The sequence below is a fragment of the Hydrogenophaga sp. H7 genome, assembly GCF_002025745.1.
GTDB classification, from domain to species: domain Bacteria; phylum Pseudomonadota; class Gammaproteobacteria; order Burkholderiales; family Burkholderiaceae_C; genus Hydrogenophaga; species Hydrogenophaga pseudoflava.
Window position 1 is genome coordinate 63,985 of record NZ_MCIC01000015.1, and the last position, 21,150, is coordinate 85,134.

22 protein-coding genes, 1 pseudogene and 1 riboswitch are annotated in these 21,150 nt (G+C 69.0%); of the genes and pseudogenes, 11 read left to right on the forward strand and 12 right to left on the reverse strand.

Features of this window, described 5'->3' with window-relative positions:
- Positions 1 to 53 precede the first annotated feature (53 nt).
- On the forward strand, positions 54 to 1,397 hold the full coding sequence (gene creD / locus BC358_RS11660; RefSeq protein WP_179130063.1) for a cell envelope integrity protein CreD: 1,344 nt from the start codon (positions 54 to 56) through the stop codon (positions 1,395 to 1,397).
- A 73-nt stretch (positions 1,398 to 1,470) separates the two neighbouring features.
- Here creD and BC358_RS11665 read toward each other — a convergent pair whose 3' ends face one another.
- The gene (locus BC358_RS11665) at positions 1,471 to 1,941 is read right to left on the reverse strand and encodes an Lrp/AsnC family transcriptional regulator (protein WP_371836589.1); all 471 of its coding nucleotides are present in this window, start codon (positions 1,939 to 1,941) and stop codon (positions 1,471 to 1,473) included.
- Positions 1,942 to 2,085: 144 nt separating this feature from the next.
- Here BC358_RS11665 and BC358_RS11670 point away from each other — a divergent pair, with 144 nt between their 5' ends.
- On the forward strand, positions 2,086 to 2,394 hold the full coding sequence (locus BC358_RS11670) for a 4a-hydroxytetrahydrobiopterin dehydratase (protein WP_079365956.1): 309 nt from the start codon (positions 2,086 to 2,088) through the stop codon (positions 2,392 to 2,394).
- Positions 2,315 to 3,289: a phenylalanine 4-monooxygenase gene (phhA, locus tag BC358_RS11675; protein WP_373270138.1), complete on the forward strand. Its 975-nt coding sequence runs from the start codon at positions 2,315 to 2,317 to the stop codon at positions 3,287 to 3,289. Before BC358_RS11670 ends, phhA begins: the two co-directional genes overlap by 80 nt.
- Here phhA and ribBA read toward each other — a convergent pair whose 3' ends face one another.
- Positions 3,290 to 4,399 (reverse strand): bifunctional 3,4-dihydroxy-2-butanone-4-phosphate synthase/GTP cyclohydrolase II, encoded by a 1,110-nt coding sequence (gene ribBA, locus BC358_RS11680; RefSeq protein ID WP_066150673.1) that lies wholly within the window; start codon positions 4,397 to 4,399, stop codon positions 3,290 to 3,292. It lies immediately after the preceding gene.
- Between ribBA and BC358_RS22300 the strand changes: the two genes are divergently transcribed.
- From BC358_RS22300 to BC358_RS22310, 4 genes and pseudogenes are all read left to right on the forward strand, one after another.
- Positions 4,398 to 4,529: a hypothetical protein gene (locus tag BC358_RS22300; RefSeq protein ID WP_256861484.1), complete on the forward strand. Its 132-nt coding sequence runs from the start codon at positions 4,398 to 4,400 to the stop codon at positions 4,527 to 4,529. The genes ribBA and BC358_RS22300 overlap by 2 nt on opposite strands.
- Positions 4,502 to 4,676: riboswitch (FMN riboswitch) on the reverse strand. Its footprint overlaps the gene before it by 28 nt.
- Positions 4,677 to 4,709: 33 nt before the next feature.
- Positions 4,710 to 5,420 carry a hypothetical protein gene (locus BC358_RS11685; RefSeq protein WP_079365958.1) on the forward strand — a complete coding sequence of 237 codons (711 nt, stop codon included), beginning with the start codon at positions 4,710 to 4,712 and terminating at the stop codon, positions 5,418 to 5,420.
- A 10-nt stretch (positions 5,421 to 5,430) separates the two neighbouring features.
- Positions 5,431 to 5,697: pseudogene (locus BC358_RS22305) on the forward strand (VOC family protein); the annotation flags it as partial.
- Positions 5,698 to 6,111: 414 nt separating this feature from the next.
- Entirely contained in the window at positions 6,112 to 6,723 is a 612-nt protein-coding gene (locus tag BC358_RS22310) for an N-methyl-D-aspartate receptor NMDAR2C subunit (RefSeq protein ID WP_373270141.1), read from the forward strand.
- A gap of 281 nt (positions 6,724 to 7,004) precedes the next feature.
- Here the strand turns inward: BC358_RS22310 and BC358_RS22440 are convergent, their stop codons facing one another.
- From BC358_RS22440 to BC358_RS11705, 3 genes are all read right to left on the reverse strand, one after another.
- Complete coding sequence (locus BC358_RS22440) at positions 7,005 to 8,171, reverse strand: cytochrome P450 (RefSeq protein ID WP_079365960.1); 1,167 nt, start codon at positions 8,169 to 8,171, stop codon at positions 7,005 to 7,007.
- Positions 8,172 to 8,320: 149 nt separating this feature from the next.
- A complete protein-coding gene (locus BC358_RS11700; protein ID WP_306292798.1) occupies positions 8,321 to 8,938 on the reverse strand; it encodes a hemerythrin domain-containing protein in 618 nt (205 codons plus the stop codon).
- 190 nt (positions 8,939 to 9,128) lie between these two features.
- A complete protein-coding gene (locus BC358_RS11705) occupies positions 9,129 to 9,686 on the reverse strand; it encodes a hypothetical protein (RefSeq protein WP_066150677.1) in 558 nt (185 codons plus the stop codon).
- 64 nt (positions 9,687 to 9,750) lie between these two features.
- On the opposite strand from BC358_RS11705, the gene BC358_RS11710 reads away from it, so the two are divergent.
- Positions 9,751 to 10,200 (forward strand): MarR family winged helix-turn-helix transcriptional regulator, encoded by a 450-nt coding sequence (locus tag BC358_RS11710; RefSeq protein WP_066150679.1) that lies wholly within the window; start codon positions 9,751 to 9,753, stop codon positions 10,198 to 10,200.
- 166 nt (positions 10,201 to 10,366) lie between these two features.
- Here BC358_RS11710 and BC358_RS22110 read toward each other — a convergent pair whose 3' ends face one another.
- The 7 genes from BC358_RS22110 to BC358_RS11740 form a co-directional block, all read right to left on the reverse strand.
- The gene (locus BC358_RS22110) at positions 10,367 to 10,732 is read right to left on the reverse strand and encodes a methylglyoxal synthase (protein ID WP_066150681.1); all 366 of its coding nucleotides are present in this window, start codon (positions 10,730 to 10,732) and stop codon (positions 10,367 to 10,369) included.
- Positions 10,733 to 12,319, reverse strand: coding sequence for a glucose-6-phosphate isomerase (gene pgi / locus BC358_RS11715; protein WP_179130064.1), 1,587 nt, complete (start codon positions 12,317 to 12,319; stop codon positions 10,733 to 10,735).
- 34 nt (positions 12,320 to 12,353) lie between these two features.
- Positions 12,354 to 12,989: a bifunctional 4-hydroxy-2-oxoglutarate aldolase/2-dehydro-3-deoxy-phosphogluconate aldolase gene (gene eda / locus BC358_RS11720; protein WP_066150684.1), complete on the reverse strand. Its 636-nt coding sequence runs from the start codon at positions 12,987 to 12,989 to the stop codon at positions 12,354 to 12,356.
- A 13-nt stretch (positions 12,990 to 13,002) separates the two neighbouring features.
- The gene (gene edd, locus BC358_RS11725) at positions 13,003 to 14,829 is read right to left on the reverse strand and encodes a phosphogluconate dehydratase (protein WP_079366211.1); all 1,827 of its coding nucleotides are present in this window, start codon (positions 14,827 to 14,829) and stop codon (positions 13,003 to 13,005) included.
- Between the two features lie 5 nt (positions 14,830 to 14,834).
- A complete protein-coding gene (gene pgl, locus BC358_RS11730) occupies positions 14,835 to 15,539 on the reverse strand; it encodes a 6-phosphogluconolactonase (RefSeq protein WP_079365961.1) in 705 nt (234 codons plus the stop codon).
- Complete coding sequence (gene zwf, locus BC358_RS11735) at positions 15,539 to 17,008, reverse strand: glucose-6-phosphate dehydrogenase (RefSeq protein ID WP_079365962.1); 1,470 nt, start codon at positions 17,006 to 17,008, stop codon at positions 15,539 to 15,541. Before zwf ends, pgl begins: the two co-directional genes overlap by 1 nt.
- Before the next feature lie 109 nt (positions 17,009 to 17,117).
- The gene (locus BC358_RS11740; protein ID WP_256861485.1) at positions 17,118 to 18,125 is read right to left on the reverse strand and encodes a PfkB family carbohydrate kinase; all 1,008 of its coding nucleotides are present in this window, start codon (positions 18,123 to 18,125) and stop codon (positions 17,118 to 17,120) included.
- Positions 18,126 to 18,294: 169 nt separating this feature from the next.
- On the opposite strand from BC358_RS11740, the gene BC358_RS11745 reads away from it, so the two are divergent.
- The 3 genes from BC358_RS11745 to BC358_RS11755 all read left to right on the forward strand — a co-directional run bounded on the left by BC358_RS11745 (position 18,295) and on the right by BC358_RS11755 (position 21,142).
- On the forward strand, positions 18,295 to 19,278 hold the full coding sequence (locus BC358_RS11745; protein WP_079365964.1) for a sugar ABC transporter substrate-binding protein: 984 nt from the start codon (positions 18,295 to 18,297) through the stop codon (positions 19,276 to 19,278).
- 152 nt (positions 19,279 to 19,430) lie between these two features.
- Positions 19,431 to 20,351 carry an ABC transporter permease gene (locus BC358_RS11750; protein WP_079366212.1) on the forward strand — a complete coding sequence of 307 codons (921 nt, stop codon included), beginning with the start codon at positions 19,431 to 19,433 and terminating at the stop codon, positions 20,349 to 20,351.
- Positions 20,351 to 21,142 (forward strand): ATP-binding cassette domain-containing protein, encoded by a 792-nt coding sequence (locus BC358_RS11755; protein ID WP_079365965.1) that lies wholly within the window; start codon positions 20,351 to 20,353, stop codon positions 21,140 to 21,142. The genes BC358_RS11750 and BC358_RS11755 overlap by 1 nt, the downstream gene beginning before the upstream one ends.
- Positions 21,143 to 21,150: the final 8 nt, after the last annotated feature.

Consider the following 21,150-nt stretch of genomic DNA (forward strand, 5'->3'; position numbering starts at 1 on the left):
GCACCGCACAGCCGCTTTGAAGAATCGCTCCGTCCCAACACAAGGAGCGAGAAGTGAACCGGTTTCCCCTGCTGAGCAAGACCGCCGTCATCGGCTTTCTGATGGTCCTGCTGCTGATTCCCCTGGCCATGGTCAGCGACCTGGTCACCGAGCGCACCCAGAACCGCGAACAGGCCACGCGCGAGGTGGCCCGAGCCCACGCCGGCACACAGACCCTCACCGGCCCCGTGCTGCACGTGCCCTACACCGAGACATTCTCCCGCAAGGTGGTGGTCGACGTGGCGCGCAACATCGAGCGCGAAGAGACGGTCAAGGAACACCGCGTGGCGACGGTGTTTCCTCAAACCATGGACACGCGCAGCCGCCTCACCACCGAGGTGCGCTGGCGCGGCGTGTTTCCGGTCACGGTCTACAACAGCCGCCACGACAGCGCCGGGCGTTTCGTCTGGGACGGCGTGGCACCGCGAGAGAAGGGCGGCCAGATCGCGCTGGGCCAGCCCTGGCTGAACTTCGGCGTGAGCGACCTGCGCGGCCTGCAAGGCCAGCCCGAACTGAAGCTCGCAGGCCAGACCCTGACCATCAGCGCAGCGCCGGCCGATGCGGACCTGCCGCTGCCCCTGGCCGCCGCTCTTGGGGCCGACCTGCTGCAGCCCGGCGCCGCGCTGGACTTCACCCTGGGCATGGACCTGGCCGGCACGGGGCAGATCGGCTTCGTGCCGCTGGCGGATGACAACAAACTCAGCCTGGTCTCGGCCTGGCCGCACCCCACCTTCGGCGGCGACTTCCTGCCGCGCCAGCGCACGGTGAACGCCGACGGCTTCGAGGCGCAATGGAGCGTGCCCGCGCTCTCCACCCAGGCGCAGCAGCAGTTCCTGTCGCAGGGCAAGGAGCGCGTGGCGCTGGACAGCTTCTCGGTCTCGCTGGGCAACCCGGTCGACGTCTACCGCCTGACCGAGCGCGCCACCAAGTACGGCCTGATGTTCATCGTGCTCACCTTCGCCGCCTTCTTCGTGCTGGAGATGGTCAAGCGCTGGCGCATCCACCCCATGCAGTACCTGATGATTGGCGCGGCCCTGGTGCTGTTCTTCCTGCTGCTGCTCTCGCTGTCGGAACAGCTGGGTTTCTTCGTCGCCTACCTGGCCGCCAGCGCCGGCTGCATCGCGCTGCTGACCCACTACCTGCGCCACGTGCTGGGCGGCTGGCGCCCGGCGCTGGGCATCAGCGGCCTGCTGGTGGCGCTCTACGGCGTGCTCTACGGCATCCTGCAGTCGGAGGACAACGCGCTGATGATGGGTTCGCTGCTGCTGTTCGGTGTGCTGGCCGCGGTCATGGTCGCCACCCGCAGGATCGACTGGTACAACGTGATGGGCAGCCGCGAGCAGGCCACCCATGCGTGACGACACCGGCAGGGTCCGGCGCCGGGCCGCGATGGTGCTGCTGGCCGGCGCCTGGCTCGGGCGCCGCCTGGCCTCACTCCAGCGGCAGCGCGCCCGTGCACTTGAGCTCGTTCAGGCAGATGCTCGAGCGCACGCCGCTGACGCCAGGCTGCTGCGCCAGCGTGCCGAGCAGGAAGTCGGACAGGCCCTTGAGATCGTGTGCGACCACCTTGCAGACGTAGTCGAAGTCGCCGGTCACCGCGTAGCACTCCAGCACCTGCGGCATCTTGCCGACGGTGCGCTGGAACTTCAGCACCTCCTTGTGCTGTCCGCGCTCCATCGAGATGTGCACGAAGGCGGTCACGCCCAGGCCCAGGCGGTCGGCGTCCAGACGCGCTTCGTAGCGGCGGATCACGCCCATGGCCTCCAGCCGGCGGTGGCGCCGGTTGCACTGCGCCGGTGACAGGTGCACCAGGCCGGCCAGTTCCTGGTTGCTGATGCGGCCGTTGGCCTGCAGCGCGGCCAGGATGCGCCGGTCCAGACGGTCGAGGGTGGCGGCGTGCAAGGAATCCTTGGCGATGTCTTCGTTCATGAAAGGGTCTCTCGTGAAAGCGGGTGATCGTGGGCGCAAACGAGAGCAAATTGTCCGACAGACGGCGCAAACTGCACAGCCCATGGGCCCCGCAGAGCCCCATCACAAGGAGACACCATGACACCGCTGGACGCCGAGTCCCTGAAGCACCACCTTGCCGGCCTGCCCGGCTGGACCCACCACCCCGAGCGCGGCGCGATCTCGCGCAGCTTCCGCTTCGCCAACTTCGCCGAGGCCTTCGGCTTCATGGCACAGATGGCGGCGGTGTCGGAGCGGCTGGACCACCACCCCGAGTGGTTCAACGTCTACAACCGCGTCGACATCACGCTCACCACGCACGACGCCGATGGCCTGTCCGAGCGCGACATCACCTGGGCCAAGGCCGCCGACGGGGCCTACGCGCCGTTCCAGCGCAACGGAGGCTGAGATGCTGGCCGAACCCGTTGCCGCCAAACACGGCCTGGCCGCCGGCGAGGCCGGCCGCCCCGCCAACGCCGACTGGACCATCGACCAGGGCTGGGCCAACTACAGCGCCGCCGAACACGCGACCTGGAAGACCCTGTTCGAGCGCCAGACCAAACTGCTGCCGGGCCGCGCCTGCGACGAATTCGTGCAGGGCATGAAGGACCTGCCCATCGGTGCGGACCAGATCCCCGACTTCCGCCGCCTGTCGGAGGTGCTCATGCAGCGCACCGGTTGGCAGGTGGTGGCGGTGCCGGGCCTGGTGCCCGACGACGTGTTTTTCGAGCACCTGGCCAACCGCCGCTTTCCCGCGGGCCACTTCATCCGCAAGCCGCACGAGCTGGACTACCTTGAAGAGCCCGATGTGTTTCACGACGTGTTCGGCCATGTGCCGATGCTGATGAACCCGGCCATCGCCGACTTCATCCAGGCCTACGGGCAGGGCGGCCTGCGCGCGCAGCAGCTGGGCTGCCTGCCGCAGCTGGCGCGGGTCTACTGGTACACCATCGAGTTCGGGCTGGTGCAGCAGCGCGATGGCCTGCGCATCTACGGCGCGGGCATCGCCTCGTCGTTCACCGAATCGGTGTTCTGCCTCGACAGCCCCTCGCCCAACCGCGTGCGCTTCGATCTGGAGCGCGTGATGCGTACGCACTACCGCATCGACGATTTCCAGGAGAGCTACTTCGTGATCCGCGACCTCGACGAGCTGCTGGACTTCACCCGCGTCGACTTCGCGCCGCTGTACCAGCGCGCGAAGAACGCCCGCGAACTGCAGCCCGGCGATCTGCTGCCGGACGACGTGCTGTTCCAGCGCGGCGATGGCAGCTACCACCGCGCGCGGAACACGGTCACGGGCTGATCAGGCCGGGGACACGAAGGCTTCGGCCACCAGACCGTAGGCGCCCATGCTCGGGAAGCGGCGCGGGTTGCCCAGCACCTTCATGCGCGAGATGCCCAGGTCGCGCAGGATCTGGGCGCCCAGGCCGTAGGTGCGCAGGTCGGCGTCGTTGCCGGGTTCGCTGCGCTGCTTGGCGGCGCGCGGCTGGCTGGCCGCGGCGATCAGGTCCTCGGACGACTCCGTGGGGTTGAGCAGCAGGGCCACGCCCCTGCCCTCGGCCTTGATCGCGCCCAGCGCGGCCTGCAGCGGCCAGGAGTGCGGGCTGCTGGCGGTGTCGAGCCAGTCCATCAGCGACAGCGGCTCGTGCACGCGCACCATCACCTGCTCGTCGGCGGTCCACTGGCCGTAGGTCAGCGCCAGATGGGCGCCGCCGAACTCGTCCTGGTAGGTGTGCAGGTCGAACTCGCCGTAGGGCGTGGCCACCGGGCGCACCGCCACCTGGCGGACCAGGCGCTCGTTCTGGCTGCGGTAGCGGATCAGGTCGGCAATCGAGCCGAGCTTGATGCCGTGCTGCTTCGCGAATTCCACCAGGTCGGGCAGGCGGGCCATGGTGCCGTCGTCCTTCATGATTTCGCAGATCACCGCCGCCGGCTGCAGGCCGGCGAGCGCAGCGAGGTCGCAGCCCGCCTCGGTGTGCCCGGCGCGCATCAGCACGCCACCCGCAGCGGCGCGCAGCGGGAACACATGGCCCGGCTGCACCAGGTCGGTGGGCGCGCTTTCCTTCGCCACGGCCACCTGGATGGTGCGCGCGCGGTCGGCGGCCGAGATGCCGGTGTCGACGCCGGTCGCGGCTTCAATCGAGACGGTGAACGCGGTGCTGTGCTTGGTGCCATTGCGCGAGGCCATGGGCGGCAGCTGCAGGAAGTCGCAGCGCTCGGCGGTCAGGGTCAGGCAGATCAGGCCGCGGCAGAAGCGGGCCATGAAGTTGATGGCCTCGGGCGTGATCTTGTCAGCGGCAATGATCACATCGCCTTCGTTTTCGCGGTTCTCGTCGTCGACGAGCACGACCATGCGGCCGGCCGCGATGTCGGCCACGAGTTCGGGGATGGGGGCGAGCTGGAATTCGGACATGGCTTCGGTCGTCGGGGTTGAACGGGTTGAACAAACACCGCTCGCAGGGCGCGACAAAGCCAAGGCAGCCACGGCGCTGCACGAGCGCGTGGCTGGGATTGGTTGCGTGTCTCTTTCATCCGGACTGTGACCGTCGGCCATGGCTTCGGCTTTGCGCGGGCATCGCCTTCCATGTCTGCTGACCCTGCCAGCATGAGCCAGCAGGCGCTCGCGGGCTCCCTCGGCCGAAGCCTCGGACACCGCCGGTGGGGAGTTTCACCCCGCCCTGAGAACGTCGGAGTGAATTATGCCCGCGGCTACCATTGCCCGCATGAACCGACTCGACACCGAACACCAGCGACTCTTCGCCTCCGACCCCGATGCCACTGCCGAAGGCCGGCTGCGCCACCTGGTGCTCGCCCTCAGCGGGCCGGCCGACTGGGCGCCGCTGTCGGCCGTCTGGCGCGGCGTGCAGGCCGACCTGGACCTGCCCGCACCCGCCATCGCGGTCAACGGCGTGGACGCCTTTGAACTCTGGTTTTCGCTCGCCGACCCGGTGCCGATCCACACGGCGGCCGCCTTCCTCGACGGCCTGTGCGACCGCTATCTGGGCGACGTGGCACCCGCTCGCCGGCGCTGCTGGCCGTCGTCCGACCCCGGACTGCAGGTCGAACCGGCGCGTGTGCCGCAGCTGCAGGCGGAGACCGGCCGCTGGTCGGCCTTCGTCGCACCCGACCTGGCCGCCGTGTTCGGCGACGACCCCTCGCTGGACATCCCGCCGGGTGACGAGGCCCAGGCCGATCTGCTCTCGCGCCTGCGGCCCGTCACCCGCGCCGAGTTCCAGATCGCCCTGGCCCGGCTGACACCCGAGCCCTCGCCGTTCCTGCCGGCGGTGCAGCCGCCTGTGCCCACGGTCGTGACCCCAGCGGCGGCCAGCACGATCCGCCGCCACGACGACCCGCGCCAGTTCCTGCTGGACGTGATGAACGACCCGTCGGTGGCCATGGAGCTGCGCATCAAGGCGGCGAAGGCGCTGCTGTGAAGTGCCCGCGATGACGCTGGCTGTTGACCACCTCTTCCTGCTCATCGAACCCGACGGCCCCGAGATCGAGGCCCTCCGGCATCTCGGCCTGACCGAGACCTACCGCCGTGCGCACCCCGGGCAGGGCACAGCCAACGCCTGTTTCGCCTTCGACAACCTCTACCTCGAACTGCTCTGGCTCACGAGCGAACCCGAGGCGCGCAGCGCGCCCGTCGCTCGCACGCGCCTGTGGGAGCGCAGCCGCTGGAAACAGGAACGCGTCTGCCCGTTCGGCATCGCGGTGCGTGGCGACCTGGCGGGCGCGGGCGTTTCGACCTGGGACTACCGCCCGCCCTACCTGCCCGAGGGCATGGGCATTGCGGTGGCCTGCGCCAGCGACGACCCGGCGTTGCCGATGGTGTTCGTCTCGCCAGGACACCAGAACCCCGCCAATTGGCCGGAGGTGCAGCGGGGTCAACTGCAAAGGGCCGCCGGGTTTGGCAACGTGCTGTCGGTTGAATTTGGTGTCCCCGCGCACGCTGCGTCAGCGCCGCTGCTGCGCGCCTTGGACGGTGCTCGTCCGCCTTTGAGCGCCGTGGCGCCCAGCGACGACCGCCATCACCTGAGGCTCGCGCTGGCCGATGCACAGGGGCGGCAGACCCACACGCTGGACCTGGCCTCCACCAAGCTGGGTTCATGGCGTATCTCACTGATCGACGAGCGCCTGCCCGTACGCTCCTGGCAACGCGCCTGGGCGGTCCTGGGCCTGAGCGCGCCCGAGGGCCTGATGCAGCGTCTGCTGGGTGCCTGGGCCGAGCCGCAGCGCCACTACCACTCGCAGCAGCACCTGCACGAATGCCTGGCCCTGCTGGAACCGGCGCTGGACCTGGCGCAACACCCTGGCGAGGTCGAGCTGGCGCTGTGGTTCCACGACGCCGTCTACGACCCCCAGGGAAAGGGCAACGAAGCCTGCAGCGCCGACTGGGCTTGCGAAGCGCTCGCACAGGCCGGTGCAAGCCACGAGGTGCAGCAGCGCGTGCGCGCGCTGATCATGGCCACCTGCCACGACGCCGAGCCCGAGGGCGACGACGCGCGGCTGCTGGTCGACATTGATCTCGCCATCCTGGGCGCCGACCCGGCGCGCTTCGCCGAGTACGACGCGCAGGTGAGGGAGGAGTACCGATGGGTGCCGGGCTGGCTGTACCGGCGCAAGCGCAAGGACGTGCTGGCGGGGTTCCTGGCGCGGCCGGCGATCTACGGCACCGAGCGGTTTCGGGAACGTTTCGAGGGGCGGGCTCGGGAGAATATGAGGGGTTCGGGCTAGCGCGGCTGGCCGTTTGCGCCCCTTTTCTGCCAGATAGCCGTTCACGACGTAAGTCATTCGCTCATCGAAACGCGGACGGACCGAGGTCTCCGGTGGACGGCCGCTGTGTCGGTGCCGTTCGCCGGTTCATTGCCCTGCCACGTGCCGCGCCCGGCCCAGCAGCCCGGAAACTCCAGTAAGCGGGCGACAGGCCGGCCAGACCGGTCGTCGAGGGCGCACCGACCGGGTGGCTGGTGTCCGTCATGGTCAGGTGGCCCCGGCGACGCGCGATGACGTGCGCTTCAGCGCAGCCGGACCGGCACCCGGCGCCAGCCGCCCAGGGGATAGGTCTCGCGCTCGGGCGAGGCACCGGGCGCGGGATCGATGAGCGCCGTGGCCTTCAACAGTGCCTCCACGGCGACGACCAGTTCCATCGTCGCCAGCGGTCGCCCTGGGCACGCGTGGATGCCGGTGCCATAGACGAGGTTGTGTGGCGCGTTCTGCTCGGGCCGGTAGGCGCCGGGATCGCCGAAGACGGCCTCGTCCCGGTTGGCCGAGGTCCAGTTGAGGTACACGCGGTCGCCGGCGGCGAGTTCATGTTCCCCGATGCGCACGGCACGCGTCGTCACGCGCCGGTTGACGAGGAAGGGGTCGTCGATGCGCAGCATCTCGTCGATCGCCAGCGCAAGGTCCTGGGGGCGGTCCCGCAACGCCTGCTGCACGTCCTGGTGGGTGGCGAGGAACCAGACGACGACACCCAGGGCCGCCGCCATCGACGCGAGATCACCCGCCGTCCAGTTGCGCAGGATGGAGACGATGTCCGCTTCGCTCAAGGGCTGCCCGTCGAGCGTTGCGGTCAGCAGTGCGGTGGTCGGATCGTCGGAGGTGGCCTGGTCCGGCGTGCGGCGCCTGCGCAGTTGCCTGCGGATGATCTCGTCGAACGCCGCGGCAACGGCGGCGCTGCGCGCGGTGTCGCCGCTGCGCGTGGCGGCGTGGTTCTCGGCCATCCAGGCAAGCAGTTCGTCCTCGATTCCCTGCCACCCCAGCCAGGCCGTCTGCGCCCGAACGGCGAACGGTCGGCCGATCTCGGCGACCGCGTCGACCACGGTGCCGCGCGGCAGCGCTGCCACGAGGGCATCGGCAATCGCGCGCACGCGGGGCTCCAGCGCGGTGATCTGCGCAGGGGCGAAGAAGCTGTCGACCAGTGCCCGCCAGGGGGCGTGTTCGGGCGGATCCATGCCGTTCGGGACTGCGCGCCGCGCCGACACGGCCGACGAGAAGGTCTGCGGGTCGTGTGCCGCCGCGACGACGTCGGCATGCCGGAACAGCGTGACGCCGCGGGGCGACCGGGCCAGCGCACAGGCGATGCGCTGGCGGTCGTAGGTGCCCAGCTGGTCGGCAAGCACCTCGGGTGACAAAGGCTCCCAGGCCGGGATCGCGGCTTGCGGATCATCAACGCGCCGGTTCATGGCGAAAGCGCTTGGCGACGCCTCGGGCGTCGAAGGGGGAGATGGCTGACGGTGACAGGTGAAGATGGGGTTGCGACATCGCGGGATCCTGGGGTCGGGAGAAGGTGGGGAGGTCGGTGTATCGTGTTTAAGATGCATTTGTTATGCATCTATGTTATCGGTCCTCGAACGACAAGGCAATGAAGACCCGTGGCCAGCTCACTCGACCCATCCGGAGCACGCCCAACATGAGGCCCGTCGCGCCGCTGGCGCATCGCCTTGCCGATCTCGGCCAGTGCATCGTCCCCGAGGAGCCGCGAGGCCATCGGAAGCAGTTCGGCCTCCTCACGCGCGATGTGCCGCTCGTACATGCAGATGAACGGCTCGACGTCCGTGGGGTCCAAACTCACCGAGTCGCCCGCCGCGATGGCGTGCAGCACCTCACGCAGGCGCTGCCACCGGAAATCCAGCGCTCGATGTTCGAGCGTCAACGAATCGATCAGCTCACGGATGCAGATCGCATCCGAGCCGGCCATCGACTCGATCAGGGCCGGAAACAGGTCCGTCTCCTCGTCGGCGTGGTGGTCCCTGGTTGCGGTATCGAAGCAGCGCATCACCGCTGCTGCGGCAGCACGTGCGTCTTCGTCCGGATCGCGGTCGAGCAGATGCGCCACCAGTCGCCGCAACGTGGCGCACTGCCGCTCGACGCGGCGATGGCAGCCCGAAAGCACCTCCAGCGGCGCCTCGAATCCTGAGGCCGCCGCATGGCCGGAGATCGTCATCGACATGGGCGTCGCCTCCTGGCTATGCGTTGTGCCTGGCGGGGGAACGGCGGCGTGTGACGGGTGCGCTGATCGGAGCCATCGCCCCGGAGCGCCGCGCACTTGATGCGGCTGAGGCAGCGGCGCACGCCGGTCAGGCTGACGAAGCCGTGAGGGCAGGGCTGGTGCAGGGCCTTTTGCATCGATTCGACGTGGGTCAGCTCAGCATGGTCAGCGCGACGGCCAGACACCCCCAGGCGGCGAGCCCCGCGCCGGCCGCGACCTGCACGACGGCCGCAGCCACGAAGGCCTCGCGGGGGCGGCACATGGCCACGAGCCCGTGGTACGCGATGCCGCAGCTCAACCCGAGACCGGTCAGCAACACCGCCGCAGGCGCTGCCATGCCGGGCAGCGCAAAGCCCGCCGCAGAACCCCACAGCGGCAGCGGCGCCAGCGCGGCGAGCAGGCGCGCCTCGTGCGGCCCGAGAACCATTGCGTACGCGCCTGCGATGTGACGGAACAGCTGGCCGGCCACCGCCACCGAGGCGAACTCCGCCAGCAGGACCAGCAGCGACAGTTCACCCCAGGGATGGCTGCCATCCCTGATGTCGGAAGGGCCGACCGTGCCGGCCAGATAGAGGACCACAGGTGGCAGCAACGCGACGGGCAGCACGATCTGCAGGAACAGGCGCCACCCGGCGGGGCGGGTGCGCAGCAGTTCGGGCCAGCCGCGCTCGGCGGAAAGCGGCAGGGCCGCCAGGGTGTAGAGATTCATCGCGCCGACTGTGAAAATCGCTTGACTATTCTTTCAATAATATCACGACATGATACAAAAGCGCATGCCTTCAAGACCGCCCAAGACACCGCCGGCCAGCTCGTCGAGAGCGCTGGACAAGAGCGACTTCGAGCGCCTGTCGGACTTCCGGCACCGGCTTCGTCAGTTTCTGCGCGCCAGCGAGCTCACCTGCCGCACGCATGGGCTCACGGCGCTGCAGTACCAGCTGTTGCTGCACGTGGCCGGCTTCCCGGGCCGGTCGTGGGCCACGATCGGGGAACTCGCCGAGCGCTTGCAGGCCCAGCACCATGGCGTCGTGGCGCTGGTGGATCGCTGTGCGGCCCTGGGTTGGCTGGCGCGCCGCCCCGGTCGGGAGGATGGCCGTGTGGTCGAGATACACCTGCTGCCCAAGGGCGAGCGACTGCTGGCCAGGGTGGCGAGCCTGCACCGTGACGAACTGCACACGCTGCTCGGCGAGTTCTCGGCCGCAGTGCCGGATCGTCGTGCGCCGTGATCCGGATGCATGTCGGCGAGCCGGTGATGTTCCTTGAGCGGCCGGCGCTGGTGGATGCCGAAGCGGCTGGAGATGCGTTTGTACTGAAGCTCTCGAAGGAGGCTGTCTTCGCCAAAAATGAGCGTTGCGCGCGTTTCAAAGGTACGTGTGTCGTACCGGCCGCTTGTCAGCGCAACATACCGCCCAGCAGCACCCGCGCCGTCGCCACATTCGTCGCACACGGCACGTTGTGCACGTCGCACGCCCGCACCAGGGCGTTGATGTCCGGCTCGTGCGGCTGGGCCGTCATCGGGTCGCGCAGGAAGATCACCGCGTCGATCTCGCCAACCGACAGCCGCGCCCCGATCTGCAGGTCGCCGCCCAGCGGCCCGCTGAGCAGGCGTTCTACTGTCAGGCCCACCTCGTTCTGCAGCCGGCCGCCGGTGGTGCCGGTGGCCATGAGGGTGTGTTGCCGCAGCAGCGGCGCGAACTCGGTGGCCAGGGCCACCATGTCGTCCTTCTTGCGGTCGTGGGCGACGAGGGCGATGCGCATTTACTGCTTTTCCATGGCCTTGGCCATCGTCTTGCCCAGCTCCACACCCCACTGGTCGTAGGCGTTGATGCCCCAGACAGCGGCCTGCACGAACACCTTGTGTTCGTACAGCGCGATCAGTGCGCCCAGGCGGTGCGGGCTGAGCTGGTCGATCCAGAGCACGCTGTTGGGCACGTCGCCGGCAAAGCTGCGTTGGGTCACGAAGGGCTCGGCCTGCTCCATGGTCTGGCCCTCGGCCATCAGGGCCTTGAGCGTGTCGGCGGCGTTGCGGCCCACGGCCAGGGCCTGCGACTGCGCGCGCAGGTTCAGGTTGACCACGCGGTGGTGTTCGGCGGCCAGCGGCAGCGGTGTGTCTTCGGTCTCGACGCCGACGAACTCCACCGGCACGCGGTGCGTGCCCTGGTGCAGCAGCTGGAAGTAGGCGTGCTGCCCGTCGATGCCCAGGCCACCCCAGAGGATGGGGCCGGTGCCGGTGTCGGCGGGCTGGCCGTCCTTGCGGGTGCGCTTGCCGTTGCTTTCCATGTCCATCTGCTGCACGAAAGGCGCAAAGCGCACCAGGCGGCAGGGGTAGCAGCTCAGCAGCTGGGTCGGGCAGTTGAGGAAGTTGCGGTTCCACACGCCGCTCATGGCCAGGATGACGGGCAGGTTCTGCTCCAGCGGGGCCGAGCGGAAGTGCGCGTCCATGGCCTGGCCGCCGGCCAGGAACTCGCGGAAGGCTTTGGGGCCGATGGCCATGGCCAGCGGCATGCCCAGCGCGGACCAGACGGAGTAGCGGCCACCGACCCAGTCCCAGAAGGTGAAGGTGTGCTCGGCCGGGTAACCGGCGGCGCCGGACTTCTGCGGCGCGGCGGTGATGGCGACCAGGTGCGCGCTCTGCGCGGCGCCGCTGATGCCGCCGTCTTCCAGCCAGCGGCGGGCGCTGGCGGCGTTGGTCATGGTCTCCTGCGTGGTGAAGGTCTTGCTGGCGACGATGACCATGGTGGTCTTCGGGTCCAGCCCGCGCAGCGTGCTGTGCAGCGCCCAGGCGTCGGGGTTGCTGACGAAGTGCACCCGCAGACCGCTCTTGCCGTCGCTGCACAGCGGGGCAAGTGCATCGGCCGCCATGCGCGGGCCGAGGTCCGAGCCGCCGATGCCGATGTTCACCACGTCGGTGAAGGCGGCGCCGGTGCTGCTCTTGACCTCGCCGGCGCGCACGCGGTCGGCGAAGGCGCAGACACGGTCGAGTTCGTTCTGCACCAGTTGCTGGATCTCGGCGCCCCAGGGCGCCGCGTCACCGGTGGCGCCGGGCGTGCCGCGCAGGGCCACGTGCAGCACCGCGCGCTGTTCGCTGGTGTTGATGGTGTCGCCGCGGAACATGGCGTCGCGCTGGGCTTCGACCTGGGCTTCGCGGGCCAGCTGCAGCAGGGCCGCCAGAATGGCGCCGTCGAAGGCCTGGCGGGTGAAGTCGAGCCGGATGCCGGTGCCGGCGGCGGCGGCCTGCATGGCCTCGCGACCGGGCTGGGCCAGGCGCTCGCGCAGGTGCGGTTGCGGCAGGGCGGCGAACTGGGTGAGCGTCTGCCAGGCGGGCAGGGTGGTGGGGCTGGTCATGGTGGAGGTTCCTCTTCCCTTCAGATGCGCCTGTTTATACCTGCGCCGCGAGCGCGCTCGCTTCGCGGGCGAGGCGCGTGATGCGCGCCCAGTCGCCAGCGGCCAGCGCGTCGGCCGGGGTCAGCCAGCTGCCGCCGGCCATGGCCACGTTGGGCAGCTTGAGGAAGTCCTTCAGATTCTCGGGGCTCACGCCGCCCGTGGGGCAGAACATCACGTCGGGGATCGGCGCGCCCAGCGCCTTGAGCATGCCCAGGCCGCCGGCCTGCTGCGCGGGGAAGAGCTTCATCAGCGTGAAGCCCTGTTCGCGGCGGTGCATGACCTCGCCGGGCGTCATCACGCCGGGGATGAAGGGCAGGCTGGCGGCCTTGACGGCGCTGACCAGGGCGTCGGTGGCACCGGGCGAGAGCGCAAAGCTCGCGCCCGCGTCGATCACCTGCTGCACTTCGGCCACGCGGGTCACGGTGCCGGCGCCGGTGTGCATTTGCGGCACCGCTTTGGCGACCGCTTCGATGGACTTCAGCGCGGCGTCGGAGCGCAGGGTGATCTCCATCACGTCGATACCGCCTTCGAGCAGGGCGTGTGCCAGCGGCACGGCGTGCGCCGGGTCCTGCAGCACGATGACGGGGACGACGCGGGAGGTGAAGGCGGGGCGGGTGAAGCAGTTGGTCATGGTGTGTCCAAGTTCAGCCGAACAGCGGCGAAGCGCCGTTCTCGGGGGTGGAAGCGTGTTGGCGGAACAGGCCGAAAAGTTCGCGGCCGGTGCCGTGGCCGTTGTGGCCCAGGTCGGGGTGGTTCACCGGGCGCGCGGCGAAGGTGGCGGCATCGACCTCGACCTCCAGCACGCCGCGCTCGCAGTCGAGCGTGATCATGTCGCCGTCCTGCACCCGCGCGATCGGGCCGTCGGCCAGCGCCTCGGGGCTCAGGTGGATGGCGGCCGGTACCTTGCCGGACGCGCCGCTCATGCGGCCGTCGGTGACGAGGGCGACCTTGAAGCCCTTGTCCTGCAGCACGGCCAGCGGGGGGGTGAGTTTGTGCAGTTCGGGCATGCCGTTGGCGCGCGGGCCCTGGTAGCGCACCACGGCGATCAGGTCCTTCTCCAGTTTGCCGGCGTTGAACAGGGCCAGCAGGTCCTGCTGGTCGCTGACGACCACGGCGGGGGCGCGCACCACGCGGTGTTCGGGTGCCACGGCCGAGACCTTGACCACGCTGCGGCCCAGGTTGCCCTGCAGCAGGCGCAGGCCGCCGTCGGCGCTGAAGGGCTCGCTGACCGGGCGCAGCACGGCGGTGTCGGCGCTGGCCGAGGGCACCGGGCGCCAGGCCAGCGTGCCATCGTTCAGCCAGGGTTCTTGCGTGTACGCGGCCAGGCCTTCGCCCATGACCGTCTTCACGTCGCAGTGCAGCAGGCCGTGGGCCAGCAGCTCCTGCATCAGGAAGCCCATGCCGCCCGCGGCGTGGAAGTGGTTCACGTCGGCCTTGCCGTTGGGGTAGACGCGGGCCAGCAGCGGTATCACGCCCGAGAGTTCGGCGAAGTCGTCCCAGTCGATCAGGATGCCGGCGGCGCGCGCCATCGCGATCAGGTGGATGGTGTGGTTGGTCGAACCGCCCGTGGCCAGCAGGCCGACGATGCCGTTGACGATGGTTTTCTCGGTCACGATGTCTGCCAGGCGGATGCGCGGCGCGCCGGTGCGGCCGGTGTTGGCGAAGGCGCGGTCCATCGCGGCCCTGGTCAGCGCCTCGCGCAGTTCCGTGCCCGGGTTGACGAAGGACGACCCCGGCAGGTGCAGGCCCATGATTTCCATCAGCATCTGGTTGCTGTTGGCGGTGCCGTAGAAGGTGCAGGTGCCGGGCGAGTGGTAGGCGGCGGCCTCGCTCTCCAGCAGCGCGTCGCGGCCGACCAGACCCTGCGCGTACTGCTGGCGCACCTTGGCCTTGGCGTCGTTGGATAGGCCGCTGGTCATCGGGCCGGCGGGCACGAACACGGTGGACAGGTGGCCGAACTGCAGTGCGCCCATGAACAGGCCGGGCACGATCTTGTCGCAGACGCCGAGCATCAGCGCGGCGTCGAACACGTTGTGCGAGAGCGCGACGGCGGTGGAGAGCGCGATCACGTCGCGCGAGAACAGCGAGAGCTCCATGCCGGCCGCGCCCTGCGTGACGCCGTCGCACATGGCGGGCACGCCGCCGGCCACCTGGGCCGAGAAGCCGAGCGAGCGGGCGTGCGCGCGCAGCAGCTCGGGGTAGTGCTCATACGGCTGGTGGGCCGAGAGCATGTCGTTGTAGGCGGTGACCACACCCAGGTGCGGCGCCTTCTCGGCGTGGATCTTGAGCTTGTCGCTGGCCGGCAGGGCGGCCGTGGTGTGGGCCATGTTGGCGCAGCCCATGCCGGCGCGCTGGGTGCCGGCCTTGGCCGAGGTCTCGACCGTGTGCAGGTACTGGCCGCGCAGGTCGGACGAGCGGTCGATGATGCGCTGGGTGACGCGGGCGAGGGTGGTGTGCAGGGGGGCGTTCATGGTGGTCATCCCTTCCAGACGCTCACGGGCGTCTGTGTTTGGTTCAGGATCAGCGAGACGGGCAGGGCCCCGTCGGCCTTTTGCGAGGCGCGGTCATACACGGCGAGCTTGGACGCGCCGGCGATGGAGAGCAACAGTTCCCGCGATGCCAGCAGGGCGTGCAGCGTGAACGTGAGGCGTGCGTGCGGCGCGGGAATGGGGGCCTGCTCGGGCACGACCCAGGCCAGGCGCTCGTCGGTGGCGATGGCGCGGGCGTAGCCGGGTGCGCCGGGGAAGAGCGAGGCGGTGTGCGCGTCCTCGCCCATGCCGAGCACGGCCAGGTCCAGCGGCCAGGGCAGGGGGGCGATGCGCGCGGTCGCGTCCTCGACCAGGGCGTCCAGCACCGCGGCGTTGAACTGCGGCGCCAGTTCGCGGAAGAACGGCAGGAAACGGGCCGCGGCGGCCTTCCCCTGCAACAGGTGGCGGGCGACCAGGGCGGTGTTGCTGGCCTCGTGGTCGCGCGGAACGATGCGCTCGTCCACCAGCACGATGCTCACCTTGGACCAGTCCAGGTCCTGCTCGCGCAGGGCTTCGAACATGGGGATCGGCGACTTGCCGCCCGAGACCGCGAGGCTGGCCTGGCCGCGCGCGGCGATGGCGGTGCGCAGCGCGTCGGCGATGTGGGCCGCGATGGCGGCCGGCGTCGCGCCAGGGTGTTCGGTCACGGCCATCAGGCCTCCTCCACCCAGGCCGAACCCTCGCGCGCCATCAGCGCCGACGAGGCGGCCGGGCCCCAGCTGCCGGCGGTGTAGGCCTTGGGTTTCTCGCCCAGCTGCTGCCAGCCGTCGATGATGGGTTCGACCCAGGCCCAGGCGGCTTCCAGTTCGTCGCGGCGCATGAAGTGCGTCAGGCGGCCTTTGGTGACGTCGATCAGCAGGCGTTCGTAGGCCTCGGCGCGGCGCTCGGTGAAGGCCGATTCGAGGTCCAGGTTCAGGCTCACCGGGCGCAGCTTCATGCCGCTGCCGGGCTCCTTGGCCATCATCTGCAGCTGGATGTGTTCCTCCGGCTGCAGGCGGATCATCAGGCGGTTGACCGACCGGTGGGCCGAGTCGCTGAAGATGGTGAAGGGCAGGTCGGCGAACTCGATCACGATCTCCGACTGGCGTGCGGCCATGCGCTTGCCGGTGCGCAGGAAGATCGGGACGTTGGCCCAGCGCCAGTTGTTGATGTGGGCCTTGAGCGCGACGAAGGTTTCGGTGGTGCTGCCTTCGGGGATGTTGGCTTCCTGCAGGTAGCCCACCGCGGCCTCGCCGTTGGAGGCGCCGGCGGTGTACTGGCCGCGCACCGTGTCCTTGGCCACATCGGCCACGGTCATCGGGCGCAGCGAGCGCAGCACCTTGAGCTTCTCGTCGCGCACCGCGTCGGGGTCGAGCGAGACCGGCGGCTCCATGGCCACGATGCACAGCAGCTGCAGCAGGTGGTTCTGGATCATGTCGCGCATGGCGCCGGTGCCGTCGTAAAAACCGGCGCGGCTGCCCACGCCCACGCTCTCGGCCACGGTGATCTGCACGCTCTTGATGTAGGGGCTGCGCCAGAGCGGTTCGAAGATGCTGTTGCCAAAGCGCAGCACCATCAGGTTCTGCACCGTTTCCTTGCCCAGGTAGTGGTCGATGCGGAAGATCTGCTGTTCCTGGAAGTAGCGGCCCACGTCGTCGTTGATCTGGCGCGCCGAAGCCAGGTCGTGGCCCAGCGGCTTTTCCAGCACCACGCGGGCGCGTTCGTCGATCAGGCCTGCGCCGTGCAGGTGGGCGCAGATGCCCACGAACAGGGACGGCGCGGTGGCCAGGTAGTACACGCGGTCGGACCCCGGCTGCATGGCCGCGGCCAGCGCGGCGAAGTCTTCGGCCTTGGTGGCGTCGACGCTGGTGAAGTGCAGCCGGTCGAGGAAGCCGGCCCAGACCCCGTCGTCGAAATGCTTCTGCTCGATGAAGCCGGGCACCTTCTCGCCGATGAAGGCGAGGAATCCGTCGCGGTCCCAGGTCTGGCGGCCCAGGGCGTGGATGCGGGTGGCGGCCGGCAGGTTGTTGTGCAGGTGGGCCATGTAGAGCGCGGGCAGCAGCTTGCGCACCGACAGGTCGCCCACGCCACCAAAGATGACGAGGTCCAGCGGGGCGGAGGAGGGGGACGGGGAAGTGGCCATGGCTTTACCGGGTTACCGTTGATGGGTGGAGTTTATGGTAATTAAGTTACATGCCGGGTACTTTTTTGCAGCAGCCCCTGCAAGGGCTGCGCGCATGGCCGCGAGCCGGTCAGGCCAGGACCTTGAAGTGTGGTCGGCCCTGGGCCAGGCGCTGCAAGACCTGTTCCCGCGTCGGCGGCACGCAGCCGGTTTCCATCACGCACAGGCTGGCGCAGGCGACGGCGTTGGCCAGCAGGTCTTCCACATCGTCGGCATCCAGCGTCAGCTCGGCGGCGGTCTTCGCGGCGCGCATGGCGGGGCGGTCCAGCAGCGCGACCAGCATGCCGGCCAGGAAGCTGTCGCCCGCGCCCACGGTGTCGGCCACCTGCACGGGCTGTGATTCGGCCGCCTGCCAGGCCCCGCCGTCGCGCGCCAGGATGACCGCGCCCTTGGCGCCCAGGGTCAGTGCGAGCCAGCGCGCAGGCGTCTTGGCGAGCAGTTCGCGCGCGGCGACCAGCGGGTCGGGGTTGGTGAAGCCGAGGATGGCCAGGTCGTCGTCGCTGACCTTGACGATGTCGGCCTCGCCCAGCGCCGCCATCACGCTGGCCTGGTAGGCCGCCATGTCCGGCACGATGGCGGGGCGCAGGTTGGCGTCCACCACGACCAGCTTGCCCGCGGCGTGCTGCGCCTGCAGCCAGGGCAGGTACTTGTGCGTGTCGTCGGCCACCAGGGCCAGGCAGCCGGTGACCACCATCTTCAGCGCCGGCTGCGCCGCGCACTGCGCGTTCATGGTGGCGGCGTCGACGCGGCGGTCGGCCACGCCCTCGCGGTAGAAGCTGTAGCTGGCCTTGCCGGCCTCGTCCAGGCTGACGACGGCCAGCGAGGTGGGCTCGTGCGCCGGCTCGGGGTGGGCCAGCGTCACGCGGGCCCGCGCGATGGCGTGGGCCAGGCCGCGGCCGAAGCGGTCCTGCGAGAGCGGGTTCAGGTAGAGCGTGCCCACGCCCTGCAGGCCGAGCGCGCGGGTGAGGTTGTAGACCGCACCGCCGTCGCAGGGGCGCAGCCGGCCGTCGGCCTCCTGGATCAGGTCCATCAGGGCCTCGCCAGCGGTGGCGACGGTGATCGGGGTGTTGGGCTGCATTTGGTCGGAAGTAGGGAAAACCATAACTAAATCCAATTGATTTATTTAACGTCCAGCAACTATAGTTCAGTCACTCCGCAGCCGGACTCGGGCTAACCCGAAGGTCCGGCGGCAGAGAACACCTGGTTCAACAACGTCTGATCCCATCCATCCTCCTCAGGAGACATCCGTGAAAAAAGTCGCTTCCGCCTTCACCGCCCTGGCCCTGGCCGCTGGTTCCACCTTCGCCGCCGAGCCCGTGATCGGCCTGATCACCAAGACCGAAACCAACCCCTTCTTCGTGAAGATGAAGGAAGGTGCGCAGGCGGAAGCCAAGAAGCTGGGCGCCAAGCTGATGACCGCCGCCGGCAAGAAGGACGGCGACACCGGTGCCCAGATCACCGCGATCGAGAACATGGTCACCGCCGGTGCCAAGACCATCCTGATCACCTCGTCTGGCGACGCCATCATCCCCGCCGTCAAGAAGGCCCAGGCCAAGGGCGTGCAGGTGATCGCGCTGGACAGCCCGTTTGACGGCGCCGACGCCCTGTTCGCCACCGACAACTACAAGGCCGGCATCCTGATCGGCCAGTACGCCAAGGCCGCCCTGGGTGGCAAGTCCGCCAAGATCGCCATGCTGGACCTGTTCCCCGGCCACCCCGTGGGTGCCCAGCGCCACAACGGCTTCATGACCGGTTTCGGCCTGAAGGCCAACGACGCCAAGTCCAACGAGCTGTCGTCCACGCCGGAAACCGTCTGCGCCGCCGACACCGACGGCAACCAGGCCAAGGGCCAGACCGCGATGGAGAACTGCCTTCAGAAGGACCCCGGGATCAACGTGGTCTACACCATCAACGAACCCGCCGCCGCCGGCGCCTACAACGCGCTGAAGAAGGCCGGCAAGGAGAAGGACGTGATCATCGTGTCCGTCGACGGAGGCTGCGCCGGCGTGGCCGATGTGGGCAAGGGCGTGATCGCCGCCACCAGCCAGCAGTACCCGCTGAAGATGGCCGCCATGGGCGTGGCCGCGGGCGTCGAGTACGCCAAGGGCGGCAAGAAGGCTTTTGGCTACGTCGACACCGGCGTGACCCTGATCGCCAACAAGCCCGTCGCTGGCGTGGACAGCAAGGATGTGAAGACCGGCACCGAGCTGTGCTGGGGCGACAAAAAGTGATCTGATTCTTCTCTGACTTTCCTGGCGCCGCGGGCGCTCCTCTGAACCAGGGACCACGATCCCTGGCGCGGCAAGGGCGCCCGCTTTTCTTTTTCCTTTTTTCTGGAGCTTCCGTGAACACCCTCAAGGACAAGCTGCCACCCATCAGTCAGATGGGGCCCTTCATTGCCCTGGCCATCGCGTGCGCGGTCTTCGGCATGACGACCGACAACTTCTTCACCGGCGCGAACTTCGCGCTGATCCTCCAGCAGGTCATGGTGGTGGGCGTGATCGCCATCGGCCAGACCCTGGTCATCCTGACCGCCGGCATCGACCTCTCGTGCGGCATGGTGATGGCCCTGGGCAGCATCGTGATGACCAAGTTCGCGGTCGAGCTGGGCGTGCCCGCGCCGCTGGCCATCCTCTGCGGCATCGGCGTGACAGCCGCATTCGGCCTCATCAACGGCCTGCTGGTCACGCGCATCAAGCTGCCACCCTTCATCGTGACCCTGGGCACGATGAACATCGCCTTCGCGATCACCCAGCTGTATTCCGGTGCGCAGACCGTTTCCGACCTGCCGCCCTTCATGACCGCGCTGGGCGGCACCTTCGATATCGCCGGCGCGCCGGTCGCCTACGGCACCGTGGTGATGGTGTTGCTGTACCTGGGCGCCTGGTTCTGGCTGCGCGAAACCGCCTCGGGCCGCCATGTCTACGCCGTGGGCAACAGCCCCGAGGCCACGCGCCTAGTCGGCATCCCGACCGACCGCGTGCTGCTGTGGGTGTACGTGCTGGCCGGCGTGTTCTACGGCATCGCTTCGCTGCTGCTGGTGGCCCGCACCGAGGTGGGCGACCCGAACGCCGGACAGACCGAGAACCTGGACGCCATCACCGCCGTGGTGCTGGGCGGCACCAGCCTGTTCGGCGGCCGCGGCATGATCCTCGGCTCGCTGGTCGGGGCCATCGTGGTCGGCGTGCTGCGCAACGGATTGACGCTGATGGGCGTCTCGTCGGTGTACCAGGTGCTGATCACCGGCATCCTGGTGATCATCGCCGTGACTGTGGACCAACTCTCCCGCAAAGGAGCCCGGTAATGAGCACTTCCCACAAACTCGTGATGCAGGCCAAGGGCCTGGTCAAGCGCTACGGCCAGGTCACCGCGCTCGACGGTGCGGACTTCGAGCTGCGCGCCGGTGAAATCCTGGCGGTGATCGGCGACAACGGCGCCGGCAAGTCCAGCCTGATCAAGGCGCTCTCGGGCGCCACCATTCCCGACGAGGGCGAGATCTACCTGGACGGTCAGAAGATCCACTTCAACACCCCGATCGACGCGCGCCGCGCCGGCATCGAGTGCTGCTACCAGGACTTGGCCGTGGCCCCCGCCATGACTATCACCGAGAACCTGTTCCTGGGCCGCGAGATGCGCCGCGAAGGTTTTCTGGGCAACACCCTGCGCATGCTGGACAAGAAGAAGATGCTGGAGATCGCCGTGCAGCGTATGGCCGATCTCAAGGTGGGCATCCGTTCCATGACACAGGCGGTGGAGACGCTCTCGGGCGGTCAGCGCCAGTGCGTGGCGGTGGCCCGCGCCGCGGCCTTCGCGCAGCACGTGGTCATCCTGGACGAACCGACCGCCGCGCTGGGCGTGAAGGAAGGCAACATGGTGCTGGAGCTGATCCGCCGCGTGCGCGACAAGGGCCTGCCCGTGATCCTGATCAGCCACAACATGCCGCACGTGTTCGAGATCGCCGACCGCATCCACATCGCCCGTCTGGGCAAGCGCGCCTGCGTGGTCAACCCCAAGACGATCAGCATGAGCGACACGGTGGCGGTGATGACGGGCGCGCGCGATCCCGCGACGCTGCCCGCGGAATGTCTGGCCTGAGGACGCAC